General features: G+C 53.6%; 29 protein-coding genes and 1 pseudogene. 20 read left to right on the top strand and 10 right to left on the bottom strand.

Going from position 1 to position 23,736, the window contains the following annotated elements; translation table 11 throughout:
* The first annotated feature begins 9 nt into the window (after positions 1-9).
* Genes ATG98_RS18580 through ATG98_RS18570 form a run of 3 tightly spaced genes read left to right on the top strand, consistent with a single transcriptional unit; the run spans position 10 to position 2,515 of the window.
* Positions 10-669 (top strand): alpha/beta hydrolase, encoded by a 660-nt coding sequence (locus ATG98_RS18580; protein ID WP_098418492.1) that lies wholly within the window; start codon positions 10-12, stop codon positions 667-669.
* A gap of 57 nt (positions 670-726) precedes the next feature.
* The gene (locus ATG98_RS18575) at positions 727-1,299 is read left to right on the top strand and encodes an ACP phosphodiesterase (protein WP_098418491.1); all 573 of its coding nucleotides are present in this window, start codon (positions 727-729) and stop codon (positions 1,297-1,299) included.
* A 37-nt stretch (positions 1,300-1,336) separates the two neighbouring features.
* Entirely contained in the window at positions 1,337-2,515 is a 1,179-nt protein-coding gene (locus ATG98_RS18570; protein ID WP_098418490.1) for a CynX/NimT family MFS transporter, read from the top strand.
* Positions 2,516-2,543: 28 nt separating this feature from the next.
* Here the strand turns inward: ATG98_RS18570 and ATG98_RS18565 are convergent, their stop codons facing one another.
* Positions 2,544-3,878, bottom strand: a complete 1,335-nt coding sequence (locus ATG98_RS18565) for a sensor histidine kinase (RefSeq protein ID WP_098418489.1) — start codon at positions 3,876-3,878, stop codon at positions 2,544-2,546.
* Positions 3,865-4,530 (bottom strand): response regulator transcription factor, encoded by a 666-nt coding sequence (locus ATG98_RS18560; RefSeq protein ID WP_098418488.1) that lies wholly within the window; start codon positions 4,528-4,530, stop codon positions 3,865-3,867. The genes ATG98_RS18565 and ATG98_RS18560 overlap by 14 nt, the downstream gene beginning before the upstream one ends.
* Before the next feature lie 229 nt (positions 4,531-4,759).
* On the opposite strand from ATG98_RS18560, the gene ATG98_RS18555 reads away from it, so the two are divergent.
* The 12 genes and pseudogenes from ATG98_RS18555 (at position 4,760) to ATG98_RS18500 (ending at position 14,639) form a co-directional block, all read left to right on the top strand.
* Positions 4,760-5,359: a cupredoxin domain-containing protein gene (locus ATG98_RS18555; RefSeq protein ID WP_098418487.1), complete on the top strand. Its 600-nt coding sequence runs from the start codon at positions 4,760-4,762 to the stop codon at positions 5,357-5,359.
* 17 nt (positions 5,360-5,376) lie between these two features.
* Positions 5,377-7,128, top strand: coding sequence for a copper resistance system multicopper oxidase (locus tag ATG98_RS18550; protein ID WP_098418486.1), 1,752 nt, complete (start codon positions 5,377-5,379; stop codon positions 7,126-7,128).
* Entirely contained in the window at positions 7,125-7,874 is a 750-nt protein-coding gene (locus ATG98_RS18545; protein WP_098418485.1) for a copper resistance protein B, read from the top strand. Before ATG98_RS18550 ends, ATG98_RS18545 begins: the two co-directional genes overlap by 4 nt.
* 165 nt (positions 7,875-8,039) lie before the next feature.
* Positions 8,040-8,393 carry a hypothetical protein gene (locus ATG98_RS18540; protein ID WP_098418484.1) on the top strand — a complete coding sequence of 118 codons (354 nt, stop codon included), beginning with the start codon at positions 8,040-8,042 and terminating at the stop codon, positions 8,391-8,393.
* Between the two features lie 11 nt (positions 8,394-8,404).
* Positions 8,405-9,757 carry an APC family permease gene (locus ATG98_RS18535; RefSeq protein ID WP_098418483.1) on the top strand — a complete coding sequence of 451 codons (1,353 nt, stop codon included), beginning with the start codon at positions 8,405-8,407 and terminating at the stop codon, positions 9,755-9,757.
* A gap of 30 nt (positions 9,758-9,787) precedes the next feature.
* The gene (locus ATG98_RS18530; RefSeq protein ID WP_098418482.1) at positions 9,788-10,012 is read left to right on the top strand and encodes a hypothetical protein; all 225 of its coding nucleotides are present in this window, start codon (positions 9,788-9,790) and stop codon (positions 10,010-10,012) included.
* Positions 10,002-10,232: pseudogene (locus ATG98_RS22580) on the top strand (ATPase); the annotation flags it as partial. The gene ATG98_RS18530 and the pseudogene ATG98_RS22580, both read left to right, overlap by 11 nt.
* A complete protein-coding gene (locus tag ATG98_RS18520; protein ID WP_098418481.1) occupies positions 10,229-10,897 on the top strand; it encodes a methyltransferase family protein in 669 nt (222 codons plus the stop codon). The pseudogene ATG98_RS22580 and the gene ATG98_RS18520, both read left to right, overlap by 4 nt.
* 148 nt (positions 10,898-11,045) lie before the next feature.
* Positions 11,046-11,273, top strand: coding sequence for a hypothetical protein (locus ATG98_RS18515; protein WP_098418480.1), 228 nt, complete (start codon positions 11,046-11,048; stop codon positions 11,271-11,273).
* Positions 11,266-13,611, top strand: coding sequence for a heavy metal translocating P-type ATPase (locus tag ATG98_RS18510; protein WP_098418479.1), 2,346 nt, complete (start codon positions 11,266-11,268; stop codon positions 13,609-13,611). Before ATG98_RS18515 ends, ATG98_RS18510 begins: the two co-directional genes overlap by 8 nt.
* 34 nt (positions 13,612-13,645) lie before the next feature.
* Positions 13,646-14,032 carry a DUF302 domain-containing protein gene (locus ATG98_RS18505; RefSeq protein WP_098418478.1) on the top strand — a complete coding sequence of 129 codons (387 nt, stop codon included), beginning with the start codon at positions 13,646-13,648 and terminating at the stop codon, positions 14,030-14,032.
* Between the two features lie 133 nt (positions 14,033-14,165).
* Positions 14,166-14,639 (top strand): hypothetical protein, encoded by a 474-nt coding sequence (locus ATG98_RS18500; RefSeq protein ID WP_098418477.1) that lies wholly within the window; start codon positions 14,166-14,168, stop codon positions 14,637-14,639.
* Positions 14,640-14,892: 253 nt separating this feature from the next.
* Here the strand turns inward: ATG98_RS18500 and ATG98_RS22575 are convergent, their stop codons facing one another.
* The 3 genes from ATG98_RS22575 to ATG98_RS22565 are packed head-to-tail and all read right to left on the bottom strand — an operon-like array spanning position 14,893 to position 15,577.
* Positions 14,893-15,093: a zinc ribbon domain-containing protein gene (locus ATG98_RS22575; protein ID WP_228706285.1), complete on the bottom strand. Its 201-nt coding sequence runs from the start codon at positions 15,091-15,093 to the stop codon at positions 14,893-14,895.
* Positions 15,094-15,117: 24 nt separating this feature from the next.
* Positions 15,118-15,408 carry a transposase gene (locus ATG98_RS22570; RefSeq protein ID WP_267283852.1) on the bottom strand — a complete coding sequence of 97 codons (291 nt, stop codon included), beginning with the start codon at positions 15,406-15,408 and terminating at the stop codon, positions 15,118-15,120.
* Positions 15,409-15,415: 7 nt separating this feature from the next.
* Positions 15,416-15,577 (bottom strand): helix-turn-helix domain-containing protein, encoded by a 162-nt coding sequence (locus ATG98_RS22565; RefSeq protein WP_267283868.1) that lies wholly within the window; start codon positions 15,575-15,577, stop codon positions 15,416-15,418.
* Between the two features lie 69 nt (positions 15,578-15,646).
* On the opposite strand from ATG98_RS22565, the gene ATG98_RS22560 reads away from it, so the two are divergent.
* Both ATG98_RS22560 and ATG98_RS18485 read left to right on the top strand, forming a co-directional pair.
* Positions 15,647-15,844 carry a transposase gene (locus tag ATG98_RS22560; protein ID WP_416376585.1) on the top strand — a complete coding sequence of 66 codons (198 nt, stop codon included), beginning with the start codon at positions 15,647-15,649 and terminating at the stop codon, positions 15,842-15,844.
* 193 nt (positions 15,845-16,037) lie between these two features.
* Positions 16,038-16,493, top strand: a complete 456-nt coding sequence (locus ATG98_RS18485) for a hypothetical protein (protein WP_228706206.1) — start codon at positions 16,038-16,040, stop codon at positions 16,491-16,493.
* A gap of 79 nt (positions 16,494-16,572) precedes the next feature.
* Here ATG98_RS18485 and ATG98_RS18480 read toward each other — a convergent pair whose 3' ends face one another.
* The 3 genes from ATG98_RS18480 to ATG98_RS18470 all read right to left on the bottom strand — a co-directional run bounded on the left by ATG98_RS18480 (position 16,573) and on the right by ATG98_RS18470 (position 19,567).
* Entirely contained in the window at positions 16,573-17,328 is a 756-nt protein-coding gene (locus tag ATG98_RS18480; RefSeq protein WP_179888214.1) for a MauE/DoxX family redox-associated membrane protein, read from the bottom strand.
* Positions 17,329-17,403: 75 nt separating this feature from the next.
* The gene (locus ATG98_RS18475; RefSeq protein WP_228706205.1) at positions 17,404-18,135 is read right to left on the bottom strand and encodes a DUF305 domain-containing protein; all 732 of its coding nucleotides are present in this window, start codon (positions 18,133-18,135) and stop codon (positions 17,404-17,406) included.
* A 139-nt stretch (positions 18,136-18,274) separates the two neighbouring features.
* Positions 18,275-19,567 carry a hypothetical protein gene (locus ATG98_RS18470; RefSeq protein WP_098418475.1) on the bottom strand — a complete coding sequence of 431 codons (1,293 nt, stop codon included), beginning with the start codon at positions 19,565-19,567 and terminating at the stop codon, positions 18,275-18,277.
* Positions 19,568-19,825: 258 nt separating this feature from the next.
* Here ATG98_RS18470 and ATG98_RS18465 point away from each other — a divergent pair, with 258 nt between their 5' ends.
* The 3 genes from ATG98_RS18465 (at position 19,826) to ATG98_RS18455 (ending at position 22,643) form a co-directional block, all read left to right on the top strand.
* Positions 19,826-20,344 carry a DsrE family protein gene (locus ATG98_RS18465; RefSeq protein WP_098418474.1) on the top strand — a complete coding sequence of 173 codons (519 nt, stop codon included), beginning with the start codon at positions 19,826-19,828 and terminating at the stop codon, positions 20,342-20,344.
* 315 nt (positions 20,345-20,659) lie between these two features.
* On the top strand, positions 20,660-21,733 hold the full coding sequence (locus ATG98_RS18460) for a YncE family protein (protein ID WP_098418473.1): 1,074 nt from the start codon (positions 20,660-20,662) through the stop codon (positions 21,731-21,733).
* A 4-nt stretch (positions 21,734-21,737) separates the two neighbouring features.
* A complete protein-coding gene (locus tag ATG98_RS18455; protein ID WP_098418472.1) occupies positions 21,738-22,643 on the top strand; it encodes a DMT family transporter in 906 nt (301 codons plus the stop codon).
* Between the two features lie 141 nt (positions 22,644-22,784).
* Here ATG98_RS18455 and ATG98_RS18450 read toward each other — a convergent pair whose 3' ends face one another.
* Both ATG98_RS18450 and ATG98_RS18445 read right to left on the bottom strand, forming a co-directional pair.
* Positions 22,785-23,105 carry a DUF6488 family protein gene (locus ATG98_RS18450; RefSeq protein ID WP_098418471.1) on the bottom strand — a complete coding sequence of 107 codons (321 nt, stop codon included), beginning with the start codon at positions 23,103-23,105 and terminating at the stop codon, positions 22,785-22,787.
* A 29-nt stretch (positions 23,106-23,134) separates the two neighbouring features.
* Entirely contained in the window at positions 23,135-23,731 is a 597-nt protein-coding gene (locus ATG98_RS18445) for a hypothetical protein (RefSeq protein WP_098418470.1), read from the bottom strand.
* Positions 23,732-23,736 lie beyond the last annotated feature (5 nt).

Below are 23,736 nucleotides of genomic sequence, written 5' to 3'. Positions count from 1 at the left end.
AGGTATAAGGTGCAGGATCTACAATACATTGAGATTGAAACCCAGGCGAACCCCACGGCGGCCGTTATCTGGCTGCACGGTCTGGGCGCCAATGGACACGATTTTGAACCCGTAGTACCCGAACTCGGTTTACCAGACGGCGCCGCGGTGCGCTTTATATTCCCGCACGCGCCCAATCTACCGATCACCATCAACGGCGGCATGTCGATGCCAGCCTGGTATGACATCAAGGCCATGGACATTGATCGCATTATCGATACCGAGCAACTGATGGCGTCGGCCCGCGCTGTGGGCAAGCTGGTGGATCGGGAGATCGAGCGCGGCATCGCTTCCGAAAACATCGTCATTGCCGGTTTTTCCCAGGGTGGCGCGGTTGCCTATGAGTTAGGCCTGACCTATCCGAAGCGTCTTGCCGGTATTCTTGCGCTTTCAACTTATTTTGCCACCGCAAAATCGGTAAAGCCTTCGCAGGCCAACGCCGGTATTCCAATCAACATCTATCACGGGACTGCTGACCCGATGGTTCCGGAAGCGCTAGGCCGAAGCAGCTTGGAGGCACTCAAGGGAATGGACTATCAGCCGGCCTATATGACCTTCCCTATGGAACACAGCGTGTGCCTTGAGGAAATTCAGGAAGTCGGCAAGTTCATCCGCAAATACGCCTTGTAATGACGGACCGCAGTCTCAGAGGCATACACTGATAAGAAACCCGACAGGACTCATTCCTTGAACCATCTTGCCCACGTTTTTCTCGCCCCGGATTCTGCCGAATGTCGTGTTGGCAGCATTCTGGGTGACTTCAGCCGCGGCGTTGACCTGTCGGCATTACCGTGCAAGGTGCAGGAAGGTGTACGCCATCACATAGCCGTTGATGTGTTCACGGACAGCCACGCCGAGGTGCTCGCCAGCAAACGTCTGTTTTCGCCCCAACGCAGGCGCTTTGCCGGGGTAGCCCTGGACATACTTTATGATCACTACCTGTTGCGCCACTGGCAAGTTTTTAGCCCGGCGTCACGGGATGCGTTTGTGCACCGCGTGTATCAGGAGCTTCAGCATAACGAACACCTGATGCCAGCGCCCATGGTGAGGGTGACACGCCACATGGTTCGCCATGACTGGTTTGGTGCTTACCAGAATATGGGCAATATTGGCGACGCCCTGGACAGGGTGGCTGAGCGTATCCGTTTCCCCAATCAGTTCGCCGGTATTATTGATGAAATTCGCGATAACGACGTTCAGCTGGAACGACATTTTCTAAACTTTTTCCCTGAACTACAGAGCTTTGCCAGACAAACCTAATGTAGTTTCAGCTTCTTGGAATCGGACTCCCACCGCAATGAGAAAACTCGAAACCCGTCAAGCCGTTCTGGCTTTTATCGGCTTGATGCTGGTCGCACTTAATCTGCGCCCAGCCCTGACCAGTATCGGCCCTATGCTGCGCACGATCGGCGAAAGCTTTACCTTGTCGTCTACAGCACTGGGCATTTTGACGACTCTTCCGGTACTGTTTTTAGGACTGGCCGCTCCGCTGGCGCCAAAGCTGACAAGCCGCCTGGGTATTGAAAGAACGGTTCTGAGTGTTCTGGTTATGTTGGCGCTGGCGCTGCTTGTGCGGCCCTATTCTGGCTTAGCGGGTTTGTTTATCGGTACTGCCATAGCCGGGGGCTGCATCGGTATTATCGGTGTGTTGCTGCCGGGTATTGTAAAACGGGATTTCCCCAACCACGCCAGTTTGATGACAGGCATTTATACTGCGATGCTTTGCACAGGTGCAGCCATTGCAGCGGGCACAACCGAACCCCTGCGGGAGCTGTTTGATCAGCAATGGCGCCCGGCACTGGCTTTCTGGCTGGTGCCAGCTGTTCTGGCGTTTGTGGCCTGGTGGGTTCAGTTAAGTGATAAAAAGCTGGGCGTCAAACCGGGGAAAACCTGTGGAAAATCCATATACCGTGATCGACTGGCGTGGCAAATAGCTCTGTATATGGGTTTGCAGTCGTCATTGGCGTATACCGTATTCGGCTGGCTGCCAACCATTTTACAAGACCGCGGCATCAGCGCCGTTGAAGCCGGCCTGGCGCTGTCTGTGTCTATTCTCGTGCAGGTGGTAAGCGCCATCGCCGCGCCTTTGATCGCCAGCCAGATGCGCGATCAAAGGGCAATGATATCTCTGGTGATGTTGCTGGTTATCGCGGGCCTCGCCGGCTGTATTTACGGGCCAATGGATCAGATGTGGTTGTGGGTTGTGTTGTTGGGTCTTGGTCAGGGCGGCAGCTTTAGCCTGGCGCTGACTTTACTGGCAGTGCGAGCACGGGACGCAGAGGGTGCCGGGCGCCTTTCCGGCATGGCGCAAAGCCTGGGGTATATCATGGCGGCCTTTGGGCCAATGTTGGTTGGCGTGCTGCGCGATCTGTTCGGCGGTTGGCAAGCCGCCGGAGGATTTCTCATTGCGATTGGCATTGGTGCTGTTCTGGCAGGTCTGAAAGCCGGCCGCAATGCCTATGTTCTGGATGATTAAAGCCTTTTCCGCGCAAAAGCTGCCTGGTTTAGATCGATATTTCTACGAGCACCCTCAAACCTCCTTTTGACCCGGAGGAAAAAGAGGCGTGTCCGCCATACCGGGCAACAATATCGCGAACGATAGCGAGACCAAGCCCATGCCCCGGGGTTTGCTCATCCAGCCGTCGCCCTCTCTGACCCAAGTGCACCTGATCACTTTCTGATACCCCAGACCCATCATCTGTTACGACAATCTGCGCTAAACCATTGCGCTGTTCTAAAGAGAGTTCAACGCATTCTGTAGACCATTTCCCGGCATTATCGAGTAAATTTCCCAATATTTCGTTTAGATCATGCTCCTCAATCGGCCAGCGAAATTCCTCGGTGAGTGAGGTGGACAGTTCGAACGACTTTTCGGGGTAAAGCCGGCCCAGCATCCACAAAAGATCCCGGGCTTGCTTAACAGGGTAAGCACTCTTACCAACCTGGGGCCCGGCAAACCGACTGCGCCGCATTTCCGCCTCTAATTGCCTGTCAATATCGCTCAGGCGTGATCCCATCTCATGCCTTAGGCTTTCATCCAGCGGCCGGCTGGTATCTTCAAGAACCTGTCTAACGGCCGCAATGGGTGTTTTAACGCTGTGAGACAGGTTCGCCAGCGCTTCCCGGGAGCGCTCAAGCCGTTGATCCAGGGAGTCAAGCAGTTGGTTGAGCTGTTGCACCAGTGGTTGAAACTCTTCTGGGGCTTCTGCGTCGATCCGCGATATTTCGCCGCTCTGTAGTCGTTTGAGAGCGGCCTGAAGCGAGACAACGGGGCGCATTGACAGGTTAATACCAAACCAGATAATTCCCACAAGCAAAATGATCAGCAAGATCGACACGATCGCCGTCCACGCATGCAGTTCCGCCTGACTGCTTTTCAGTGCTCCCATGTCTTCAGAAACGATAACTTTTACCGGTACACCGTTTACAACAAATGATTTCCGGTAAGCGAGAATGTCGGAGGGGGCATTGGCTATTTTCGCATTGTGTACTCTGATACTTTCGTCGCCATCAAATTGCAGCAAAGGATTTAACAGCGGCTGCCACGATTGCGGCGATATGACCGTTTGGTCTGAAGACTGGATGGCAAAGGCATGATGAAATACCTTCTCAAAATAGTCACCGGTTTTGAGCATATCTATCTTGCCCTCGGCTTGCCGGATATTGAGCTCCAGGAACGCGACTTCGTCTTTTAGGCGGCTTTCAACGAACTCCCGGGACATTCGCTCCAAGAGTAATCCGTGTACAAACCAGGCAATAGTCATAAGGACAATGCCCGCGGGTAACAACAGGGTCAGAAGCGCACCTTTTACAGAAACCGGCTTTTTAAACAGCGTCATTAAATACGTACCCCTGACCGCGACGCGTTGCGATGGTCTCTGCACCCACTAATTTTCGAAGGCGCCGGATATACGCTTCGATGACGTTTTCATTGGGGCTCTCATTTAGATTGTAAAGTTGCTCCATGAGTTGTTCTTTGGAAAAAATGTGCCCGGGGTGACTCATCAGACACCTGAGCAGCCGGAACTCGGTGCCGGTTAAACTGTGTTCCGTACCGTCGTTTTTTTTCAGGCACTGCCGGTTCTCGTCAAGCTCAAAATGCCCGGCTTTTACTGAGGAGAGAACGCGCCCTTCGCTGCGGCGCACGATGGCATTCAGCCTGGCAATCAGTTCTTCAGCCTGAAAGGGTTTACCAAGATAATCGTCCGCGCCGGCTTTCAGGCCGCTGACTTTGTCTTGCCAGTCGCCTCGCGCCGTTAGAATTAAAACCGCAAAGTTTGCGTTATCCCGGCGCCATTTCCGTAACACGTCCAAACCATTTCCGTCGGGCAGTCCGAGATCCAACACAGCTGCGCGGTAGTCTTCCTGCGCGCCCAGAATCATCGCTTCTTTGGCAGAGCCGGTGACATCGACACTGAAGCCGGCCTTCTCAAGTTGGCTGGCGAGCCCTTCGGCCAACAAACGGTCGTCCTCTACTAGCAGTAATCTCATCTGTCGTTCCTTTCTATGTGTCACACCCACTGATGCCTTAGGCCAAACCGGCTGATGCAGTGTCCGCTATTAACCTGAATTCAGCCTGAACTAAAAATATTTCAGCATTTTCAGAAAGAATTCAGGTTGATGAGCGATGGTATCAAGCGTTTTAGCCGAATGCTCACGTTGCCGGATAAACCCAGTGGGTTTTGAACGCACGCCATGACATATCAAAGGAGAAAGTTTGATGAGCGTATCAAAGTTCGTAGTCGCAGCATTAGCCATGTCAGTTTCAGCAGTAGCTCTTGGGGCTGGCGCTCACGGAGACGGGCACGGGCACGGTCAAGGTGCAAAGAGCGGTGAACCGGGTAAAGCCTCGGACGCCGGGCGCAGCATTACTGTGCAGATGTACGACAACTACTACGAGCCTGAGTCTATCGAGGTCAAACCAGGAGAAACGGTGCGCTTTGTTGTTGAAAACAAGGGCAAGTTGGTTCACGAATTCAATATTGGTACCCCGGCCATGCATGAATCCCATCAGAAAGAAATGATGATGATGGTCGAGCACGGGGTTATTCAGGGTGGCAAGCTGAATCGCGACATGATGGAAATGGACATGGGAAATGGCATGTCCATGAAACATGACGACCCCAACAGCGTGCTGTTAGAGCCGGGCGAGAGCAAAGAGGTTGTTTGGAAATTCTCGGAAAAGAGCAGCATTGAATTTGCCTGCAACGTTCCGGGGCACTACCAGGCTGGCATGTATGGCGAAGTGAATTTTAACTCCGGCGACTCTCGCGTTCGCTCACTCGCCGACGCATCGAAATCTTTGAATACTGCAAAATAATTCTGGAGTAGTTGACCATGAAGACAACCCTTCTCGCAGGCGCTTTAGGCTTGCTTCTACCGGTTATTGGCCTGGCGGGTGAATACAACCTGACGGTCGACCGGGTTCAGATCGACACCGGTGACTTTGTTAAAGAGGGCATCGGCTACAATGGTGCGTCTCCCGGGCCGGTTCTGCGCTTCAAGGAAGGCGAAGAGGTCTCGATTAACGTGACCAACAACCTGAACGAAATGACGTCCATTCACTGGCATGGCATGATCCTGCCATTTACTCAGGACGGCGTGCCCGGTATCAGCTTTGCGGGTATCAAGCCTGGGGAAACCTTCACATACGAATTTCCCATCACCCAGTCAGGCACTTACTGGTTTCACAGCCACTCTGGCTTTCAGGAGCCGGATGGCGCCTACGGTGCCATTGTGATTGAACCCGAAGGCCGCGAACCGTTTCGTTACGATCGCGATTACGTGGTTCAGCTGACCGACAAGCACCCCCATTCCGGCGATCGCATCATGCGCAACCTCAAAATAATGCCGGATTATTACAACCGTGAGCAACAAACCGTCGGAGATTTCTTTTCGGAAGCGTCTGAAAACGGTCTGATGGCCACCGTGAAGGATCGGATGGCCTGGGGCGACATGCGCATGATGAAAGCCGATGTTGAAGACCTGCAGGGTTTTACCGGCCTGATCAACGGCAAAGGTCCCGACCAGAACTGGACCGGCATTTTCGAGCCCGGCGAGCGGATTCGGCTGCGTTTTATTAACTCGTCTGCCATGACCTATTTTGATATCCGCATTCCGGGCCTTGAAATGACCGTTGTGCAAGCGGATGGAAACAATGTTCAGCCGGTGACTGTGGATGAGTTCCGCATTGGTGTGGCGGAAACCTACGACGTGATTGTGCGGCCTAAAGAGGAACAGGCCTATACGATTTTTGCTGAATCCATGGGGCGTTCAGGGTATGCGAGGGGAACACTGGCCCCTGAGGCGGGAATGGTCGCTGCAGTGCCAGAACTGCGCGAAGCGGCCCGATTGACCATGGCCGACATGAGCGGTATGGAAGGTATGGATCATTCGAGCATGGCCGGCATGGAAGGCATGGATCACTCCAAAATGACCGGTATGGATCAGTCTGACATGAAAGGGATGGAAGGCATGGATCACTCCGGCATGAAAGGCATGGAGGGCATGGATCATTCTGCGATGGGCCAGGGTTCAATGGCATCCGCGGGTGGCGCCAGTGATCCCTTTTATGCGGCGGGCAGTGGCCTGGTTCCAACGGCGGCCAATGGCGGCAAGTTCCTGTCTTATGCCGACCTGAGAGCGCAAAAACCGCTCTATGACGAACGCGAACCAACCCGGGAAATCGAACTGAAACTGACGGGTAACATGGAGCGTTACACCTGGAGCATCAACGGCGTCAAATATGAGGACGCGGATCCGATCCGCCTCCAGTATGGCGAGCGGGTGCGGTTCAAGTTTGTTAATACGACCATGATGACCCATCCCATGCATCTGCACGGCATGTGGTCCATTCTGGATGTCGGCGCTGGCCAGTTGAACCCCATTAAGCATACGGTCAGCGTTCAGCCGGGTACCACGGTCTATATGGAAACCGAGGTGGATGCGCCGGGACAGTGGGCCTTTCATTGTCATCTGTCCTACCACGCAGCGGCTGGAATGTTCCGCAAGATCATTGTTGAGGGCGGGCCGGAGTCCACGCAAGCGGCATCCGATGACCAGCCGGGCGATGTTGGAGGTGACGTATGAAGCTATGGACGCCTTTAGTGGTGAGTACAGTTTTGGGTCTGAGTGTCATGCCAACTCTGGCATTTGCTCAAGAGCGGGTGCGTGACACCACTGAACGGAAGGCGCCGTTAAAGGTGTGGGGCGCGCAATTTGAGGAATTTGAATACCGCTACAGTGACGACGACGAAGAACTTGGCGTATGGAGCGGCGATTTTTTCTACGGCACGGATGCGCTGAAAGTTCGTTGGTTAACAAAAGGCGAGTACGCCATTGAAGAGCAGGCCTACGAAAAGCTGGAAAACCAGATCGTCGGCCAGATTCCCATCTCTGACTTCTTCGATGCCAAAGCCGGGATAAGGTTTGACACGCCCGAAGGCCCTGATCGCACATACGCCGTTCTGGGTGTCGCGGGCCTTGCGCCACAGTGGTTCGAAATTGATGCGAATCTTTACGTAAGCAAGGATGGCGACACGTCCGCCGCTCTGGATGCAGAGTATGAACTGCTCTTCACCAACTATTGGATACTTTCGGCCACTCTGGATGCGACCGTGGCGTTCAGTGAAGACAGAGAGATTGGGGTTGGAAAGGGCCTGGTATCGACAGAAACCGGGTTGCGGTTGAGCTATGATCTTATTGACCGGGCTTTCTCGCCTTACGTGGGTGTTGTTCACGAACGCAAGTACGGCAACACAGCGGACTTTGCCAAAGCAGACGGCGGCGGCACAGAGGACTGGTTTGCGGTGATTGGCGCACGGCTTCTCTTCTGACGCTACGGACGGGCCTTGGACATTCGTCCTCGGCCTTTTTTTCTGCACAATTTGATGTAACTCAAGCTTTAGTCTAATAGATCGTTTACCCCTGCCTTTTTCAGTTGGAGTTCAGCCTGGCGTGTTGTGATAGAGGCTGAGAACACCGGCTGACAGGGGGAAATCATGACGAAAGCTCATAAAGCAACAAACCAGGCTCAATTTCTGCTCCGACGCAAACTCGCAGTCCAAGGCCTTACTGACATTCAGTGGAAGGACTTCATTGAGGAGCTGAATCATCATCCGTGCGTCGATTTTGCCGAGCGCAAATCGGAAAGTCAGTTGATTGTCACTTTTGATGCCACCCATTGGTCAACCGACGCTCTGATTGAACTGGTTGGATCGCACGGAGGCCATTTGAAGGGCGGTTGGTGGGAGCGCAGAAAACTAGCAGGGTACCGATTCGGCGATGAAAACCTCCGAGCCAACGCCAACCTTGATCCCTTCTGCTGTTCAAAAATTCCACCGATGAAAAAATAAAAGGAAGTTGCATGAGCAAGAACCAGGATAGAACCTCGCGCTATCAGGAAGGCAGCCTGACGCTGCCAGGAACGGTCATGCTAGGTACCGGTGTCATGATTGGCGCCGGCATATTCGCGCTTACCGGACAAATGGCGCAAATGGCTGGTGCACTTTTTCCGCTGGCTTTTCTGGCGGCCGCGATCGTCATTTCCTTCAGTTCCTATTCCTATATCAAAATCTCCAATGCTTACCCGTCAGCGGGTGGGATTGGCATGTATCTGCACAAAGCCTACGGCGATCGCTTATCGACGGGGTTCAATGCCTTACTGATGTATTTCTCGATGGTGATTGCCCAGAGTTTTCTGGCCCGCACGTTTGGGTCCTACACCATGCAGCTGTTCGGGGGTGATGAAGGCGGTCGCATGGTGCCGATACTGGGCGTGTCGCTTATTTTGGCGGCATTCATGATCAACCTGCTGGGCAATCGCTGGATTCAGGGCGTCGCTTCGTTCATTGGTGTCCTGAAAATTGGTGGCATTCTGGCCTTCGGGCTGGTGGGCGTATGGTTGGCCGACAGCCTTGCGGTCGACTTTTCCAGCAGCGGCGAAACCGGCGTTGTAGGCAATTTTCTGGGTGCGACGGCCCTCGGCATTCTGGCCTTCAAAGGTTTTACCACCATCACCAACAGCGGCGCCGAGGTGAAAGACCCGAAGCGTAACGTTGGTCGCGCCATTGTGATCTCCATTGCCGCCTGCGTGGTTATTTACACCTTGGTGGGCTTTGCCGTTGCAAGCAATCTGTCCCTCGCCGAAATCATCGAAACCCGGGATTACTCCCTGGCTGCCGCAGCACGTCCGGCACTGGGTGATTATGGTCTGTGGTTCACCGTGGCGATTGCCATGATGGCGACCGCTGGGGGCATTCTTGCCAGTATCTTTGCGGTTTCCCGCATGCTGGCCATGTTGACTGAGATGAAACTGGTACCCCACAGCCACTTTGGTATGCCGGGTAGCATCCAGAAACACACGCTTGTTTATACCGTGGTGCTGGGCCTGGTTCTGACCGCCTTTTTTGATCTCTCACGGATTGCGGCCCTCGGTATTATCTTTTATCTGATTATGGACATCTCGATTCACTGGGGTGTGCTGCGCTACCTGTATCAGGATGTGAAGGCGAAGAGGTGGGTGCCCGCCGTGGCGATCGGTCTGGATCTGATGGTTCTTGGCGGCTTTGTTTGGGTGAAACTGAACTCGGACCCCTTTGTGATCGGTGTGTCGGTGATCACGATGATTGTTATTGCGGTTGCCGAGCAGATATTCCTGAAGTCTTCCGCCAGACGTAAGGCGATGAACAGTGATGAGTCTAATGCACACCATCACTGATACTCACAGTGTAAATCGGAGGGTAATCCCATGATGGACGGCGATATGTTTGGAAACACCATGTGGGCCGGGCATTGGCTATGGATGCTGGTCATTGCCATTGTTGTTGTTATACCAGCCTGGCGAATCTGTCAGCGTACCGGTTACTCGGGCTGGATGGGAATTTTGATTCTTATTCCCATGGTGAACCTGGTTGTCTTGTACTTGATTGCGTTTTCGGACTGGCCAGCTGACAAAGCTGGAGCACCCCATTAAAACTCACCGAACCTGTGACGAGCCCTATGCAACGCTTGATTTCAACGGTATCTGCCGTGAGGTGTTCGATTTTCACGATCAAATAATCGATCTCTACCAAACACTGGTCGGGAAAGCAGAGATTCCGGAGGTCAAAGAGCTAATGGAGTCACTATTGACGATGGAAATAAACGAATCGAAGCGCCTGGCTAGTCAGGTTGGCCGGATGGACGATTTATGAATGAGTCCTTCAACCACGCTGGAGCCTGGGGCATTACACTGATCGTTATCGTTTTGGTGTCTTGGTTTTTTTATCGATATTTTGCGCCAAAGAACTGGCGAGAGTGGGCCGGTGCCGGTGTGGTGCAGGCCTTTATCATCGCGCTTTATGCCGAAATGTACGGTTTTCCGCTCACTATCTATCTGCTAGTGCGCTTTTTTGGTCTGGACAGCGAGTATGTTAGCGCCAGTCTATGGTCGACCCTGGTTGGGCTTGGCGAAACCGGCATGCTTGTCTCAATGTTGCTTGGCTACGGGATCGCATTTACCGGAATAGGGCTCTTTATTCAGGGGTGGCGCCAGGTTCACAAGGCGCGAGGGGAAAATTGCCTGGTAACAGACGGGTTGTATGCGTATGTGCGGCATCCCCAGTACACAGGGCTGTTTATTGCTCTGTTTGGAGAAGGCGTGGTGCATTGGCCAACGCTCTTTTCGGTAGGCCTGTTTCCGGTGATCGTGCTGGTCTACACCTGGCTGGCTAGACGTGAGGAGCAGCAAGTACTGAAGCAGTTCGGAGACGCTTATCGCAACTATACGCGGCAAGTACCGATGTTTATCCCTCGTTGGGGCAGCTGGCGCCAACTCGCTGCTGCCTCGCGAGCCAGCAATGATGACAACACGGTATGAGTCCCTACTTGATCCAGATACAAGATTTTAAATCGGGCCTTCTGGATTGAAGATGATAACCAAAAAAGGATGGTCAAATTATGTCGTCAAAAAATAGCACAACCAGTTCTCGCCATTAATGTCTACAATTTGAAAGGGAGGAAATACCATGATGGACGAGAACATGTTTGGAAACACCATGTGGGCCGGGCACTGGCTGTGGATGTTGGTGATTGCGATTGTAGTCGTCATACCGGTCTGGCGAATATGCCAGCGTGCGGGATATCCGGGCTGGTTGGGGTTCTTGATGCTGATTCCGATGGTCAATCTGGCGTTGTTGTATTTTATCGCTTTTGCCGATTGGCCCGCGAATAAAACAGGAGCACAGAATGAGTGAACACCAGCACGACCATCACGGACATGAAAACCACGAAGAGCATTCGGCAAAAGACCCTGTCTGCGGGATGTCGGTAGACCCCCATACAGCAAAGCATCGTAGCGAGCATGCAGGTAAAACTTGGTATTTCTGTTCGTCTGGATGCCAGTCGAAGTTCGAAGGCGATCCGGACAAGTACCTGGGTGATAAGAGGGAGCCGGCAGAGCCAGTAGCACCCGGCACCATGTACACCTGCCCGATGCATCCGGAAATTCGCCAGCAAGGCCCGGGAGATTGTCCGATCTGTGGCATGGGCCTGGAGCCAGAAGAAATAAGTCTTGACGACGGACCCTCCGAAGAACTCACGGACATGACTCGTCGGTTCTGGATCGGTCTGGCTCTGGCGCTTCCTGTTTTTTTGCTTGAAATGGGCGGCCACTTTTTCAAGATTGACCAGATTGTGTCGCCGCAAATCTCCAACTGGATTCAGTTGGTTTTGGCCACGCCAGTAGTCGTCTGGTGCGGCGCGCCCTTTTTTGTTCGCGGCTGGAAATCGATCCTCAGCCGAAATCTGAATATGTTCACGCTGATTGCCATTGGCACTGGCGTCGCGTTGATTTATAGCCTTGTCGCTACCCTGGTGCCGCAAATCTTTCCGGATGCCTTCCGGCAGGCGGATGGTTCGGTTGCCGTGTATTTCGAGGCCGCTGCCGTCATTGTGGTGCTGGTGTTGCTTGGGCAGGTACTGGAACTGCGCGCCCGGGAGAAGACCTCCGGCGCCATCAAGGCCCTGCTTGATCTCGCGCCCGCAACCGCGAGAAAGCTGGATGATGAAGGCGACGAGTCCGATGTGTCGCTCGACCAGGTAAAAGTCGGCGACCGTCTTCGGGTTCGCCCTGGCGACAAGGTGCCACTGGATGGCGAAGTCCTTGAAGGTAGCTCGAATGTGGATGAATCCATGGTGACTGGAGAGCCTTTGGCGGTCAGCAAAAAGGCGGGCGATCAGGTGGTTGGCGGCAGCATCAATCAGCAGGGCAGCTTCATCATGCGCGCCGACAAAGTGGGGCGCGACACCATGCTGTCCCAGATTGTCCAGATGGTGGCCAGCGCGCAGCGCAGTCGTGCGCCGATTCAGGGCCTGGCAGACAAAGTGGCTGGCTGGTTTGTTCCGGTGGTCATCGTCATCGCCGTTATTGCCTTCGTCGTCTGGTCCATTTTCGGGCCGCCACCCTCCATGGCGTTCGGGCTTATTGCAGCGGTCAGCGTGTTGATTATTGCCTGCCCCTGCGCACTGGGTTTGGCAACCCCCATGTCGATCATGGTCGGCGTTGGACGCGGCGCCCAGAGCGGTGTCCTGATCCGGGATGCTGAAGCGTTGGAGCGCATGGAGAAAGTCGACACGGTGGTGGTGGATAAAACCGGCACCCTGACCGAGGGCAAACCTCAGGTGACGAAGTTGGTTTCGGCAAACGGTTTCAGCGATGAGGACTTGATGCGATACGCCGGCGGCCTGGAGAAGGGCAGTGAGCATCCTTTGGCTCATGCCATTCTCGAAAAAGCCAAAACCATGGAGTTGAAATTGCCGGACGCTGAGGATTTCGACTCCCCGAACGGTAAAGGTGTCACCGGAAAAATCGATGGCAAAAAAGTTCTGCTTGGCAATCGATTGCTGATGGAATCAGAAAGCGTCGATACCTCCGCCTTTGAGGAAGAGGCGGACCAGCTGAGAAAAGACGGTGCTACCGTTATCTTTGCGGCCGTGGATGGAAAAATATGCGGTTTGCTGGCGATTGCAGATCCGGTCAAGGAGACCACGAAAGCGGCAATAGCCGCTCTGCAGAAGGAGGGTATCCGGGTGGTGATGCTGACCGGAGACAACCGGACTTCCGCCGAAGCCGTGGCCCGCAAGCTCCATATTGATGAAGTGGAAGCGGAAGTACTGCCGGAAGACAAGGGCAAGATCATTCAGCGCCTGAAGGACGAAGGTCGCATTGTTGTGATGGCAGGTGACGGTGTGAACGATGCACCAGCCCTGGCCACCGCAGATGTTGGCATTGCCATGGGTACCGGGACTGACGTGGCTATTGAAAGCGCGGGCATTACGCTGTTGCGCGGCGATTTGATGGGCATTGTAGAAGCCCGGAAGTTGTCGCGGGCAACCATGCGCAATATCCGGCAGAACCTGTTTTTCGCGTTCGTTTACAACGCCGCGGGAATACCGATTGCGGCGGGGGTCTTGTACCCAGTTGCCGGCATCCTGCTGTCGCCCATCATTGCGGCTGCGGCAATGTCGCTGTCTTCGGTAAGCGTCATTACGAATGCCCTACGATTGAGGGTAGTGAAACTATCAGACGACTAGGCTGATGGAGCCTCCCTCGAAAAAGGAGATGTGTATGTCTTATACAATGGATCGCGTTATTCAGAATGCCGACTTTGCTGAAGTGGATGAACGAACCCGAAAGGCCTTGGCCGATCGGGGCTTTGGGATTTTGACGGAAATAGACGTCAAGGCGACCATGAAAAAGAAACTGGACAAGGATATGCTCGCCTACACAATTCTCGGTGCATGTAATCCAAACATGGCTTGGGAAGCGATCGGCGTAGAACCTCGGGTAGGAGCAATGTTGCCATGCAACGTTATTCTTCGCGAGACAACCGAGGGTGTTGAAGTCAGTGCGGTTGATCCCGTTTCATCCATGAGCGCAATCGACAATGAGCAGCTCAAGCAGGTTGCGGGTGAGGTGAGAGACACGCTGTCTGAAGTTATCAACGCAATCTGACGGCTGAATCGACCAGCCAAAAAAATTGATGTACAGCAATCGAGAGGTTGATTTGAACATAAATTCAGGTCCAATTCAGGTGGATGCAGTTAACTGGATATGTCGCAAATCGACCTCGTTAAGGAGCTTCGCTATGAAGAGTTTCACCAAAGTAATCGCAATCTCGTTGATTATGGCCGCACCGTTTGTCTGGGCGCAGGGTTCAGATAACCAGCAGAGGTCCGGTGGCATGATGATGTCTTCAGAACAAACGCAGGAAATGCAGCAGAATATGTCCCGCATGCAGGATATGACCGGCCAGATGCGGCAAAATCCCGGACAAGACCATCAAGAGCTCATGCAGGAGCATATGGAGCGTATGCAAGAGCAGATGCGCATGATGCGGGGCGGTATGATGGGCAACCGGGGCATGATGGATGGCCAAGGAATGATGAAAGGCGAGGGAATGATGAATAATCAAGGTATGCAGGGGAGTCCCAGTCAAGCCCAACCTGCAATTAAACCGGAGGATCGCTTCCAGTTTATGGAAAAACGCATGGATCAGATGCAGTTGATGATGGAGCAAATGCTGGAGCATCAGCAGGAGTTGCAAGGCCGCTCGAAATAATTTTCTGACATGGACGATCATCTGGAATGCCCGAGCTTTCTGGACACTTCGAAGCCTCACGCTGAAGCTGTCTCGAAAGCCTCTGGGCTTAAGCGGCCCAGATGGCTGTGGCGTCGGTTTCGATTATAGAATGTTCACCATCAGGTTCAATCCCGACGCGTGCGCAGATGTCCTCAATCTGTGCGGTTAACTCTCCGAAACTGAAACGTATTGACATCCTCCCCGCCCTGAAAGAGGGGGATTCCTACTGCGCTCAGGCGTGGCATTGAGCCATCCTTGAGTCGCTTCGGTGGGTTCCTGTTGCTGACGGCATTACCGCACCGTTCACTTCACAGGCTAACCGGGCATGACCTGCCCTTAGAATATTGATTGCGGCGTTGAGGTCTGCATTTTCAGCATACCCACATTCGACACATTCGAATTGCGATTGAGTCTTGCAATTCTCTGCACAAATATGACCGCAGGCCGGATTTGGCGTTTACGCTTCGCCTTGGTGCCTCAAGTGTGCCTCAAGTGTGCCGCTTGCTGACTTGCTCATATTCGTGACTTTCAGATCTTCGATGACGACCATCGCGTGGTTTTTGCTGATGATGTTCGAGGTCTTGTGGAGAAAGTCATTGCGGGTATGAGCAACCCGTTGATGCAACTGGGTGATACGGGCCTTCGCCTTTTTCCAATTGCGGCTGAATGTGACCTTGCGGCTCATGCGTCGCTGATACGTTGCCATCTTCGCAGCGCGGGTACGCAGCGCATTGACCGGCTCGAACATCGTGCCGTCAGAGAGCGTCGCACAAGTACGAGAATGCCTGCTTCCACGCTGGCAGCCATTTATTCATGCCAAAGCTGTTGGTGAATTTTTCACCGGCAGTATGTAGCTCTTGCTGACGATTCAAAGCCAAATTCCAAATCTTGCGAGCATTACCCGCGTACTGACGCATGGCGCGGATTTGCTCACCGTTTGGTTCAATCTGAAATTTGAATGCTTGAAGGCGTTTCATAGCTCAATTATGGTTGGTCCATGGAAAAAAACAATGATATTAGGCACGGGCGGCATTGCGTTTTTAGGGAAGAAAAAGTACGAGACACTTAAGAAAAAGTTATGGGGTAATGCCTTATGGTCGCCGTCTTACTTCGCTGGCAGTTGTGGTGGTGCACCCATTAGTATTATTCGCCAGTACATTGAGCAGCAGCAAACGCCGGAATGAGAATGTTGCTAACGAGAGGGACACCTGCGGTGTCCGTGCTATTCATCCCCGGCCTGAAGGCCGAGGTTTTCCGCGCATTCCGATAAAATTCGAAAGGTATTGTTTGGCGACTTGATCCATGTCGGAAGCCGCTGGCTCTGTTGGAGGTGCAATGGTTTTTCTAAAGATTTCGCGCCGGCCAGGGGCCGCAGCCGTGCTCGCTCTGATGGTCTGGGGTGTAAGCTTCTTTCTGCATTTTTTCTGGGAAATGGCACAAGTACCGTTTTTCCTTGGTATGGCGGAAGCGCGTCACTGGGATGTAGTCTGGCTCTGCACCCGTGCGACCCTCGGAGATGCGAATATAGCCTTTGGCGCTTACACGATGGCGGCATGTGTATCCCGGGATTGGTTCTGGGTGGCGAAATCCTGGAGCCGGTCGACTCTGTTGGTCTATCTCTGCGTCGGGCTGATCGTGACGATCGTTTTTGAGTATTGGGCGACCGGAGACGGACAGCGGTGGAGCTACAACGAACAAATGCCCCAACTTGCTGTGACCGGCACAGGAATACTGCCGCTCGCCCAGTGGGTAGTCTTGCCAATGTTGCTGGCCTATTCCACAAGATGGATGTTTCTTGGGTGGTTGGTTTCGAAGCGCACCGAACGCGAGTAGATCGAGCAAAGCGACAACCACGTTCGTCCGGAACGTTTCCAGAAAAATCAACGTCCGCGTCCCGGATGGCTGGACGGCACTAGGTGAAGATTACGATGGTCATCACCACCGCCATGCCGACCATCATAAGGTTTTCGGTCAGGGAGACGAAGCCCAGTGGAACGTTGCTATCGCCGCCGACACAGGCGCACTTCAGCTCACGCTTGTCGATATAAACGGCTTTGATGACCGACACCGCGCCCACCGTGCCGATAAAAAGCGCGCCCGGGATCGACAGCCACGGCAGGATCGTCGCCGTCATAAGAAGGCCCGCGCCCGTCTCGACGAACGGATAGACATAGCCATAGCGCACCCAGCGCTTCGCCAGCAGATCGTAGTTCAGGAACATCGTTGAGAAGCTCTCGATGTCCTTAAACTTCTGTAGACCCAGCAGAACCATGGAGATCGAGATGAACCATCCCAGCGTCTGCCATGCGAACACCGATGGTAGCGCAACCCAGGCGAAAGCCAGCGCAAGCAACGCCGCAACCGAGAACAGCGCGATAATCGGCTGATAGGTTGTGTCGTCCGCCTCCGGGTCTTTCTTGCCGAAATGGACCTGAAGGTCTTCATAACCGCCGATCCGCTCATCGCCGATGAAAGTCTGTGGCGTAGTGTTGACATCATGCTCGCGCATGAAGACGTCGGTATCTTCGCGAGTCTCCAGAGAGTGATCCTCAACCTCGAAGCCCTCACGCTCCAGCAGGTCTTTGGACTTCAGGCCAAAAGGGCAGGTATGCCCAGGCATAACCATCCGGTACAGGACGGCCTTCTTCATCTGAGTATCGTTGGGCATAAAGCCTCCTTCAGTTGCAGGTCCAGTAGCCGCCGAAGCCTACGCGTAGCGGCGGCTCGGTCATCAGATCAAAGATCAGATCGGCACCTTCGCCCGCATCGGTTTCGGGGGCGTCAACGTCAGACGGATACCTTCGGCCTCCATCGTCGTGTTGTCACCTTCCAACAGGATCAGCGAGCTGGAAATCTTAGCAACGCCTCGTCCATCCACTGTCGCCAGAATCGGGTCGGCGTCAACAGCCCGGTCAAACCGACAGGTCGCGGCTTTGCCAAGAGCACGGGTAATTTCGGCTTCGGTCAAAGGAGCCGGGCGAATGCCGGCAATAACGGGTGTGGCCAGCGCTTCAGCCACGGCCTCCACCCGGGCTTGTTCGTTCGACTGCCCGAGGGCCGCGTCGGCGCCGGCTTTGCCATTGCGGTCGATGTCTTCAACTAAGAACCGCATCTCGGAAATCTCGCGGTCCTGTGCCAATACGATCGCTTCGGCCAGTTTCGCCACTCGCGGATCGGTGATTTCGGCCCGGCGAGAGGTGAGAATTGCGATGGAGTGGTGCGGGATCATCGCCTTCATCCAGGCCTTATCTTCGATGAAATCCTGGCTGCGGAACAGAAACAGTGCGCCGGCGAAGACAAGAGCGCTACCTGCGAAAATAGCCATGTTAACGGTCTTGTTTGTGTACATTCTCAGCATAAAGGTCAGCATGATGACAGCCATTGCGGCGCCCATATAGAACGCCATGTGGACGCGGCGATCATGCCGAAGAAGCGCCAATATGACATGCGGTATCTCCTCTGATAACGTCGACAAGCAACGTTCTCCCGCCGGAACGTTCCGTAAGGGTTACAACGATTTTATGATCGAGAGGTTCTTTCGATTTGAGTATAAAAAGTATAGGCACCCTTTTTCATAGAGCAAGCACCTGATGTGAGATATCAGAGGCAGACAGTCACAGCTGAAACACGGGCGCAAAGCCACCTCCAGGCGTACGAAAGTTGGTGGTCTGGCCTTGGTACACACGGGCAGCGGCGAGCAAACTTTTCCCCGCGTAGGTGTAAAGGCGAATGTCGACTTTTCTGGTGGTGACGGTACCGTCAATTTTCATGTTTCGCTCCCCAGCGGGAACGAAGTTCTGTGCGATATAGTCGCCTTTAAGAATGTTTTCGAAAACGCGCCGGGTCAACTTGCTGCCCCGGTAGACACCTTTGCTGCCATGACCAGCAACCGGCTTGAAGAACAGTTCACGCCGGGCACTCCAAAGTGCTGCCGCGTCGCTTGCTGACACCAGCCGGGTCCTTGGCACGGCGCTCTCAAGATATCTTGCATCAGCATCACTCAGCCCCCAGTCGCGCAGGGTCTGGGGATCGGACAGCAGAATCAGGTTTCGTTTGTCCGCCATGAGCGCATGCACACGGGGGTTGGGGGTTACCACCACCGCGCCGTCGAGATACGCGCGCCTTAGCGCCTCATGAGCCGGGGCGTCCAGTGCGAAGTCCACTAGCCGGTTGTACACCAAGTCGATGGGCTTGCCCTGTGCTGTCAATGCACCATCGACATACTCAAGCTCCGATGGGTCAAGTATCAAGGTATCAATGCCTCTGGCCTGGAGCAGCGTTTGGGCCAGTTTGAATTCCAGGAACATAAACTGAGTCTCCGGGGCATCGTCCACGATGGCCAAGCGGCTGGGCATGGAGTCAGCATGTTGCTTTTGCCACTCTTGTTTGAACATGGTGAACACTGCGTCCTCAAATCCATCCAGCGCCTGCTTGGTGGCTGCGGTCTGTTGCGATGGGTCACAGCATCGATGTTGAGCCCGGGCCAGTACCGTATTCAGAAACGCGCCGCCGGCATTGGTGTTGATCTCGATTAATTGAGGGCCGTCGGGACCCAGGTGAAAGTCATAGCCCATGAAGGCGCCTATGGGGCCCGGATCGAAGCCTGCGATTTCTGGCGCCCAGGACAGCGCGCGCTCCCGATACAACGGAAGTTCGGCAGCTGATTCGATCGCCTGAACGATCCGTTCCATCGACTCTATGTCAGCTTGGGGGACGAAAACCGGTGTGTTTGAAAAAAGATGATCAAGCTCGGGGGTCGCCGATGCTTCGTGTCCTGCGCCCACGAATTGATTCAGGAGACTCTCGTTGAGCGCTTTGCGGTCAAGAGTGACGCAGTAGCACTGTCGGTTGAGCTGGTCTGCGTGAGTATTGGTGATTCGTTGGTTTTCCTGAGTCACGTCTTCCATTTGGAGCCCGTAGTGTAAGTAAGTTGTTCGGACTGTAGTTTCGGCTTTGATCCTCGTCAAACAAGTACACGTTTGGCAACTTTTTTCAGGTCTATTTCAGCTTCGTGTGTTGGACTGCTAGAATCCCAACTTGCTCCTAACTGAACCATTTAAGATATATCGTACCTGTATTAGTTTGGAGAAAGTATTTTAGATTTTGGAGGATTTTTATGAGTTGGTTAACAAAAAACAAGTTCCTATCCCTCAAGGAGATTTGTCATGATCATCAATTATAGAAGCATATTTCGCCGAATTCCCCGCATCTTCTTTGCGGCCGTCTATATGGCCCTGATGTCTCTACCTGCAGGAGCAGCCGGGTACGACAATGCTCTGAAGGGCGTTAAAAACTATGACGCTGTTTACGAGGTGAGCCAAGGTGATCCCAAGGTCGTTAACCCCGTTTTCTTGGTAATAAAGAACTCCTACGAAGCACCTGAAGTGAAGGCGCTCGCGAAAGATCCCAACATCGCCATCGTTTTTCACGGGCCGGTGGTGAAACTGCTCTCGACTGACAGCGCACCGTTTAATAAGGCAGAACTGGTCGAGGTACAGAAATTCCAGGCGACTCTTAAACAGATGAAGAAGGACGGAGTGACGCTGGAAGTTTGCCGTTTCGCTTTGAAAGGGATGGGTGTAGATGAGGCGACGATCATTCCGGAGATCGACCCGGTAGATAATGGTTTCGTCTCGGTCATCGGCTATCAGATGCAGGGGTACGCGGTTGTCCGAATCCCCTAAAAAAAAGTTGTTGCTCTGCGAGGCGAGGTTCATCTTTAGGTTCGCTAGCCAAGATTGATCGCATAAAAAGCGGGACACTCTGCATGAGTGTTCCGCCTTTTTTTCTCCTGCAGTTGCCGGCGAGCGATCTCTGCTCGATAACCCTTCATATCTTTGGCCTTGATTCTGGTCAAGAAAATACATGTTTAACGGCTGTGTTCAGGCCTGATTCAGTTTTGTGTGTTCGACTGCTAGGTGATGACCACACACGGTCGCAACCCTTGCCAGTGGGTAGGGCTAATTTTATTGAAATCTTCCTATCCAAAAGGTGACGCGATGAAACATCATTTTTGCAAACGCTGGCTTGTTGCGCTGACCATCAGCGTTACGATGAGTTTTTCGCTGATAGCGGCTGCGGGCACTAGCCGGGCATTTGTTCCCATGGGGGTGGCCGATTCGGTGGGCGTTATTGATCTGGAAAGTCGTCAGATGACGTCGTCAATTACCGGAACGGTGAATACCCACGGCTCCGCACTGACCCCAGACGGGCGGTACCTGATTGTAGGCAGTCTAACCACCCATGAAAGCGAGGAGCCTGTCAGCCGGCCGAAAGGTGTAACCGAAGATGAACACGCCACCCATCATGGCGGTGGCGCTGCTGCGACATCGGAAGAATCGAATGCCGGACTGCTCTATGTGGTGGACACTGAAACGAATGCGATTGTTCGCAAACTGGAGGTTCCAGGGCCGGTGCATCATGTGCTGGTGACCTCGGATGGTCGCTATGCCGTTTCCACTCATCCCATGGGTGGCGGTATCAGTGTTGTTGATCTGGATTCCGGAGAGCTGGTTAAAACGGTGGCGACAGGACCTGCCCCTAATTACATGGTGGAAACGGACGACGGTCAGTCTCTTCTGGTCAGCAATAGCGGTAATGACACAATCAGCGAAGTGGACACCGGACACTGGTTCGTCAAGCGTAACCTTCGGGTGGGTGGTGGTCCGGAACATATGGTGCTCGCCCCCGACAACGAGCGGCTTTATGTCAACAATGTTACATCCGGCCAAGTTGTTGTCGTCGAGCTTTCGAGCGGCACGGTGACGGCAACTTACGAAGTGGGGGAGGAACCTCATGGCGTTGGTTTGAGCGAAGACGGCCAGGTACTCTACGCAACCAGTAAGGGGAGTAATCGGGTCGTTCGGATTGATCTGGCCAGCGGAACTCGCCAAAGCGCGGCATTGGCGCCGGCACCTTATCACCTCGCTGTATCCCCCCGGAATGGCCAGCTGCTGATTACCAGTCGCACCAAGAGCAAGCTTTGGGTGCTCGACTCAGAGTCCCTCAAAGTGATTGATGAAATTTCGTTAGAAGGTATAGGCCATCAGATATCGATTAAGGGTAAAAAATAACGCAATGGCAAACCAATCACTTTCATTACAGACCATCATCGGAATGGTGGTCGTTGCGATTCTTTGGGCCATCTGCTTTCCGTTCATAACGGTTGGTTTGCCGGATGCGCCCCCCTTGCTGTTCGCGTCTATAAGAGCCCTTTTGGCGGGAGGGTGTTTAATTGTTGTAGGAATGAAAATGGGGCGAATGCCCCATTATTCGCTTCGGGGTTTGATGATGCTTGCGCTGATCGGTTTCAGTTACACCGGAATGGGGCTTGGCGGTATGTTCCTCGGAGCAAGTGATGTAGGGCCAGGGGTCGCAACTGTGCTTGCGAATGCGCAACCTCTTTTCGCCGCGATACTGTCGCTTTTTGTGCTCAAGGAAGTCATTACTGTTCGTTTGTATTTGGGTTTGTTCATTGGCTTTGTCGGGGTCGTTATTCTTGCTCTACCCGGTTTTGACGTTGGTGCAGATCGTTCGATCGGCGCGCTCTATGTACTTGGCGGGGCCGTTGGGACGGCCATTGGGAATGTTCTGTTGAAACTTCAGGCCGGCGACGGGGATGTGTACTGGCCTATGGGGATCCAGCTCGTAATGGGGGCGGTATTTCTGTTTCTGGCTTCTTTGTTGGCGGGGGAAGGCTTTGAGGTTGACTGGACATGGTCATTTGCCGGCGCTGTCTTCGTGCTTGCAGTCCCGGCAACGGCGTTAATGGTAGTGCTCTGGTATGCACTTCTTGCCAGAGCACCGTTAAATAAGCTCAATCCTTTTACTTTTCTGACACCGATCTTCGGGTTACTTATCGGGACTCTATTTTTTGATGAGACATTCAGTACCGTGGAAATTACGGGAATTGCGATCACGGTTGTGGGGCTGCTGGTGATAATCATAGTTCCAAAGCAGGAAAGCGTATTGCTTGAGTCGTGAGATAGCACGATGCCCGCGGCGTGCTAGCCATGGTCTCCGCTCATTTCCGCTGATTGATACGAACGGCAAAGAAGTTGTAGAGGGGGCCGAAAATTAACGCCACGTACCAGCCGTAGCCAAAGCTTTCTGCCAGACCCAGCCCTATGTGTAAGCGTCCTCATCCACAAACACGAACAGCTTGGCTTTGTTTTCATCAGCGGCCTGTGGATTGGCGTACTCAACAACCCAAAGGTTATCTGCCGAGGTAGAACGCTGCTGTGGGCTACCAGCCCCAACACCTCGCCACTCGGAGGACACCTGATTTGAGCCAACCAGTTGCTGCTTTATGGCCTCGGCTTTCTGCGTTGCCTGTACTTTGGAGATAGGCTCTGAAACACCGTGGCTATGGCCTGCTCCAGCAAATGCCTGGCCCGCGAATGAAAGAACGATGACGGTCGTGAACGAAAGAATGAACTTTTTCATGGAATAATTCCTTCGTGATGACTGGGTGATTACTTCTTATTGATACCGTCGTAAAAACCGCTGGTCTGGAGGACGATGGTGACCGTCTCGTCGCCGCGATTTCGCCAGTACCAGCCATGGGTCCCGTCAAATGGCGCCCCGAATGCCCCGCTGGCGACGGATTCATTTCTTCCTTGCCAATAGCTGGTGAAATTGTCGCCGTCGTTAATTTGCTCACCATGCATGTCAAAATTAACCGGGCCGCCTTCTGATGCCCAGTTAAAGACCATGCGATCGCCGGCGTTCATGGTTGCCTTCACTTCAAGGCCTTCATTCGGTTTCAGCGTAACGGTCGTTGTGTCGGAGTTGAGCGAACTCTGAGTCTTCCACACAGGACCTGCTGAAAGGGCGAGCAGGTTGCTGGAGGAGGAGCCGGCTTCCAAAGATGCAGGCTCTGCAGCCTCTGCCTGGCTGAGCATAGTTAGCCCCATCTTCTGGCCCAAACCCGTTGGGTCAATTCCATATTCCGCTGGCAGAATAGCCGTAATCAGAACCAGCAAGCCAATGAGAGCCGCAACGCCGGTTGCCTTGACCAGGCTCTTTGTCGAAGACAGCCCTTCACGATTCATATTTGAAATGTCTTGCATGATCT

Origin of the sequence: Marinobacter sp. LV10R520-4 (assembly GCF_002563815.1) — a bacterium.
Taxonomy (GTDB): domain Bacteria; phylum Pseudomonadota; class Gammaproteobacteria; order Pseudomonadales; family Oleiphilaceae; genus Marinobacter.
The sequence above is the reverse complement of the archived record's forward strand: the minus strand, read 5'-3'. Positions and strand labels throughout refer to the sequence as shown.

Excerpts from the sequence above, each read along its gene's own strand:
- ATG98_RS18460 (WP_098418473.1), top strand. The coding sequence starts at position 20,660 with ATGAAACATCATTTTTGCAAACGCTGGCTTGTTGCGCTGACCATCAGC.
- ATG98_RS18465 (WP_098418474.1), top strand. The coding sequence starts at position 19,826 with ATGATCATCAATTATAGAAGCATATTTCGCCGAATTCCCCGCATCTTC.
- ATG98_RS18505 (WP_098418478.1), top strand. The coding sequence starts at position 13,646 with ATGTCTTATACAATGGATCGCGTTATTCAGAATGCCGACTTTGCTGAA.
- ATG98_RS18500 (WP_098418477.1), top strand. The coding sequence starts at position 14,166 with ATGAAGAGTTTCACCAAAGTAATCGCAATCTCGTTGATTATGGCCGCA.
- ATG98_RS18535 (WP_098418483.1), top strand. The coding sequence starts at position 8,405 with ATGAGCAAGAACCAGGATAGAACCTCGCGCTATCAGGAAGGCAGCCTG.
- ATG98_RS18520 (WP_098418481.1), top strand. The coding sequence starts at position 10,229 with ATGAATGAGTCCTTCAACCACGCTGGAGCCTGGGGCATTACACTGATC.
- ATG98_RS18450 (WP_098418471.1), bottom strand. The coding sequence starts at position 23,105 with ATGAAAAAGTTCATTCTTTCGTTCACGACCGTCATCGTTCTTTCATTC.
- ATG98_RS18470 (WP_098418475.1), bottom strand. The coding sequence starts at position 19,567 with ATGGAAGACGTGACTCAGGAAAACCAACGAATCACCAATACTCACGCA.
- ATG98_RS18530 (WP_098418482.1), top strand. The coding sequence starts at position 9,788 with ATGATGGACGGCGATATGTTTGGAAACACCATGTGGGCCGGGCATTGG.
- ATG98_RS18570 (WP_098418490.1), top strand. The coding sequence starts at position 1,337 with ATGAGAAAACTCGAAACCCGTCAAGCCGTTCTGGCTTTTATCGGCTTG.
- ATG98_RS18510 (WP_098418479.1), top strand. The coding sequence starts at position 11,266 with ATGAGTGAACACCAGCACGACCATCACGGACATGAAAACCACGAAGAG.
- ATG98_RS18445 (WP_098418470.1), bottom strand. The coding sequence starts at position 23,731 with ATGCAAGACATTTCAAATATGAATCGTGAAGGGCTGTCTTCGACAAAG.
- ATG98_RS18455 (WP_098418472.1), top strand. The coding sequence starts at position 21,738 with ATGGCAAACCAATCACTTTCATTACAGACCATCATCGGAATGGTGGTC.
- ATG98_RS18545 (WP_098418485.1), top strand. The coding sequence starts at position 7,125 with ATGAAGCTATGGACGCCTTTAGTGGTGAGTACAGTTTTGGGTCTGAGT.
- ATG98_RS22560 (WP_416376585.1), top strand. The coding sequence starts at position 15,647 with ATGGTTGGTCCATGGAAAAAAACAATGATATTAGGCACGGGCGGCATT.
- ATG98_RS18515 (WP_098418480.1), top strand. The coding sequence starts at position 11,046 with ATGATGGACGAGAACATGTTTGGAAACACCATGTGGGCCGGGCACTGG.
- ATG98_RS22565 (WP_267283868.1), bottom strand. The coding sequence starts at position 15,577 with ATGCGTCAGTACGCGGGTAATGCTCGCAAGATTTGGAATTTGGCTTTG.
- ATG98_RS18480 (WP_179888214.1), bottom strand. The coding sequence starts at position 17,328 with ATGCCCAACGATACTCAGATGAAGAAGGCCGTCCTGTACCGGATGGTT.
- ATG98_RS18550 (WP_098418486.1), top strand. The coding sequence starts at position 5,377 with ATGAAGACAACCCTTCTCGCAGGCGCTTTAGGCTTGCTTCTACCGGTT.
- ATG98_RS18560 (WP_098418488.1), bottom strand. The coding sequence starts at position 4,530 with ATGAGATTACTGCTAGTAGAGGACGACCGTTTGTTGGCCGAAGGGCTC.
- ATG98_RS18565 (WP_098418489.1), bottom strand. The coding sequence starts at position 3,878 with ATGACGCTGTTTAAAAAGCCGGTTTCTGTAAAAGGTGCGCTTCTGACC.
- ATG98_RS18555 (WP_098418487.1), top strand. The coding sequence starts at position 4,760 with ATGAGCGTATCAAAGTTCGTAGTCGCAGCATTAGCCATGTCAGTTTCA.
- ATG98_RS18540 (WP_098418484.1), top strand. The coding sequence starts at position 8,040 with ATGACGAAAGCTCATAAAGCAACAAACCAGGCTCAATTTCTGCTCCGA.
- ATG98_RS22570 (WP_267283852.1), bottom strand. The coding sequence starts at position 15,408 with ATGTTCGAGCCGGTCAATGCGCTGCGTACCCGCGCTGCGAAGATGGCA.